The following is a 3,890-nucleotide window of genomic DNA, read 5'->3' as shown; positions in this document are numbered from 1 at the left end:
CATTGGTTTCGTGTTGTTCCTGACCCCGGTCGATTCGGGCACGCTGATGATCGCCAACCTGTGTACCCGGCGTGTCGATGATGGCGTGGAGGATGGGCATGACGCGCCGATCTGGCTGCGCGTGTTCTGGGCGGCGGGTATTACCGTGGCCAGTGTCGGCCTGTTGCTGGCCGGCAACTTCAGCGCGATGCAGACGGCGGTGGTGCTGTGCGGCCTGCCGTTCTCGTTCATCCTGGCGTTCTACATGTGGGGCCTGCTCAAGGCGCTGCGTACCGACCCGGACGCGCCGCGGCGGTAGGTGGCGCCGGGCCGCCACGCCCGGCGAGCAGCAAAGAAAAGGGCCGGATCTTTGAGGATCCGGCCCTTTTGTCTTGTCGCAGCCAGGCATGGCCTGGCTCTACCTACGCAGTACGTTCGATCAACGTGCAGCCAGCTGGCGCAGCACGTACTGCAGCAGGCCACCGTGGCGGAAGTACTCCACTTCCTTCGGGGTCAGCAGCATCACCGAGACTTCGAAGGTCTTCTTCGTGCCATCGGCCTTGGTCGCGGTGACCGTGGCGCGCTTGCTGGCGCCATCCTGCAGGCCGGTGACATCGATCACTTCCGAGCCATCCAGACCCAGCGACTGTGCGTTTTCGCCGTTGCGGAACTGCAGCGGCAGCACGCCCATGCCGACCAGGTTGGAGCGGTGGATGCGTTCGAAGCTTTCGGCGATGACCGCCTTCACCCCCAGCAGCAGGGTGCCCTTGGCTGCCCAGTCGCGCGACGAGCCGGTGCCGTATTCCTTGCCGGCCAGTACCACCAGCGGCACCTTGTCGGCCTTGTACTTCATGGCCGCATCGTAGATCGCCAGCTTCTCCGGCTGGCCACCGCCGGCCGGGTAGTACAGGGTGTTGCCGCCTTCTTCGCCACCGAACATCAGGTTCTTGATGCGGATGTTGGCGAAGGTGCCGCGGACCATCACGTCATCGTTGCCGCGGCGGCTGCCGTAGCTGTTGAAGTCGGCCGGCTGCACGCCGCGCTCCTGCAGGAAGCGGCCCGCCGGCGAATCCTTCTTGATGTTGCCGGCCGGGGAGATGTGGTCGGTGGTGATCGAATCGCCGAACAGGCCCATCACCCGCGCGCCGTGCACATCATCGATGCTGCCGACCTGCATGGTCATGCCATCGAAGTACGGCGGGTTCTTGATGTAGGTGGACGCATCGCTCCATTCGTACAGGTCACCGTCCGGTGAGGCGATGGTGTTCCAGCGGGTATCGCCCTTGAACACGTCGGCGTAGTTCTGCTTGAACATCTCCGGGCCGACGGTGGCGGCGATGACGTCGCCGATCTCCTTGTTGCTTGGCCAGATGTCGCGCAGGTACACCGGCTGACCATCGCTGCCGGTGCCCAGCGGTTCGGTGGTCAGGTCGATGTCGGTGGTGCCGGCGATGGCGTAGGCCACCACCAGCGGCGGGCTGGCCAGGTAGTTCATCTTCACTTCGGGGTGCACGCGGCCCTCGAAGTTGCGGTTGCCCGACAGCACCGAGGTCACCACCAGATCACCACTGGCGATGCCGGCACTGACTTCGGTCGGCAGCGGGCCGGAGTTGCCGATGCAGGTGGTGCAGCCATAGCCCACCACGTAGAAGCCGATCTTCTCCAGCTCGGTGAGAACGCCGGCCTTTTCAAGATAGTCGGTGACCACACGCGAGCCTGGGCCGAGCGAGGTCTTGACCCACGGCTTGCGGTCCAGCCCCTTGGCGGCCGCGTTGCGGGCCAGCAGGCCGGCGCCGATCATCACCGCCGGGTTGGAGGTGTTGGTGCACGAGGTGATGGCGGCGATGACCACCGCACCATCCTTCAGCCGCACCTTCCTGCCGTCCATCTCGATGTCGGCGTAGCCCTTGGCCAGCTGCTCGTTGCCCACTGCGGCGCCGCCGCCTTCATTGACGAAGGTGGAGACATCCTCGCTGCGCTTGTCGCGGTTGGCGGTCATGCCGACTAGCGCGTCGCGGTAGTTCTTCTGCACGTCTTCCAGCAGCACGCGGTCCTGCGGGCGCTTGGGGCCGGCCAGCGAGGGCTTCACCGTGCCCATGTCCAGTTCCAGCGTGGTGCTGTACTGCGCATGCGGGCTGTTGGCGTCGTGCCACAGGCCCTGCGCCTTGGCGTAGGCTTCGACCAGGGCGATCTGCTCTTCGCTGCGGCCGGACAGGCGCAGGTAGGTCAGCGATTCGTTGTCGATCGGGAAGATGCCGCAGGTGGCGCCGTATTCGGGGGCCATGTTGCCGATGGTCGCGCGGTCGGCAAGTGGCAGGTGCTGCAGGCCGTCGCCGTAGAATTCGACGAACTTGCCGACCACGCCGAGCTTGCGCAGCATCTGGGTGACGGTCAGCACCAGGTCGGTGGCGGTGGCGCCTTCGGGCATACGGCCGGTCAGCTTGAAGCCGACCACCTGCGGAATCAGCATCGACGAAGGCTGGCCGAGCATGGCCGCCTCGGCTTCGATGCCGCCCACGCCCCAGCCGAGCACGCCGATGCCGTTGATCATCGTGGTGTGGCTGTCGGTACCGAACACGGTATCCGGATACGCAACGGCCTTGCCGTCCTTGTCCGCGGTCATCACCACGCGGGCCAGGTTTTCCAGGTTCACCTGGTGGACGATGCCGGTGTTGGGCGGCACCACCTTGAAGTTGTCGAAGGCCTTCTGGCCCCAGCGCAGGAAGCCGTAGCGTTCCTGGTTGCGCTGGAATTCAATCTTGCCGTTGAGGTCCAGTGCGTCGGGCTTGCCGAACACATCCACCTGCACCGAGTGGTCGATGACCAGTTCGGAGGGAATCAGCGGATTGATCTGTTCGGGGCGGCCGCCGAGCTTGACCACCGCATCGCGCATCGCGGCCAGGTCGACCACGCAGGGCACGCCGGTGAAGTCCTGCAGGACCACGCGCGCGGGCATGAAGGCGATTTCGGTATCCGGTTCGGCGCTGGGCTGCCAGCGGGCGACGGCCTCGATGTGATCCTTGCCGACGGTGACGCCGCCATCCTCGTGCCGGAGCAGGTTCTCCAGCAGGATCTTCATCGAATAGGGCAGGTGGGAGATGTCGAAGCGCTGGCCCAGCTTGGGCAGGCTGAAGTAGTCGTAGGTCTTGCCGCCGACGTCCAGCTGGCTGCGGGTGGAGAACGAATCGCTCATGCGGGATGACTCCTCTTGCGGATGGCTTGCAGTGGCCCGCATGGGCGGGCCTGCTTGCGTTTGCCGGTGGCACTCCGGCCCCGGATCCTGCCCAGTATCGGCGATCCAGCGCCCGGCAATGACCCGGCAGGCTTGGAACGCAAGGTTACAGCGGTGTGTGTAGCCTTCGTGTCAGCGTGTGCATCGTTTTTGCGCCAGCCCGCACGCAGACGGGGCGCTCATGGGCGCCCCGTCCAGGAATGCATCGGCTGCAGGACTTACTTGCCGTTGGCGGCATCGATCAGCGGATTGCCGGTCTTGCCGACAGCGTTGCTCTTGGACTTGGCCGTCAGCACGCCCTGCTTGTTGAACTCCAGTACGGTCGCTTCCTGGATGTTCTTGCCGAAGCTCTTGATCTTCACGAAGTCGTAGTACCAGACCTGGGTGTCGCCCAGCTGTTCGCGGCGGCCGGGGGCGCCGAACTTCTCACGGATGTTGTCCTGGGTGGTCTTGCCCACTTCCAGGGTGTCCATCTGCTGCTGGGTGATCTCGATGCCGGTGGTGTAGGCGCCGAACGGGTTGGCATGGGCGGAGGTCGTCGAAACGGCCAGCGGGGCTGCGAGGATCAGGGCAAGGGCGAGCGCGCGCATGAAACTTCCTTATTTATGGAGCGGATAGGTGCGGTTGGACGCCGGGGCGTCCAGCCGGGGCACAGCAGGGCTGCTGGGCGAGTCTAACC

General features: G+C 65.1%; 3 protein-coding genes. 1 reads left to right on the top strand and 2 read right to left on the bottom strand.

Translation table 11 applies throughout. The annotated features are described in order from the left end of the window. The coding region (locus tag AC1VAN_RS14415) for a BCCT family transporter (RefSeq protein ID WP_480986047.1) at window positions 1-298 on the top strand (298 nt) is incomplete at its 5' end. 120 nt (window positions 299-418) lie between these two features. Here the strand turns inward: AC1VAN_RS14415 and acnA are convergent. Together acnA and bamE are read right to left on the bottom strand one after the other, a co-directional pair. Beyond that, on the bottom strand, window positions 419-3,172 hold the full coding sequence (gene acnA, locus AC1VAN_RS14410) for an aconitate hydratase AcnA (protein WP_442252124.1): 2,754 nt from the start codon (window positions 3,170-3,172) through the stop codon (window positions 419-421). Window positions 3,173-3,429: 257 nt separating this feature from the next. Further along, window positions 3,430-3,801 (bottom strand): outer membrane protein assembly factor BamE domain-containing protein, encoded by a 372-nt coding sequence (gene bamE / locus AC1VAN_RS14405; RefSeq protein ID WP_025878954.1) that lies wholly within the window; start codon window positions 3,799-3,801, stop codon window positions 3,430-3,432. Window positions 3,802-3,890 lie beyond the last annotated feature (89 nt).

The organism is Stenotrophomonas sp. 05L44_2 (assembly GCF_056665995.1).
Note: the sequence above shows the minus strand (reverse complement) of the source record. Positions and strands in the feature narration are given on the sequence as shown.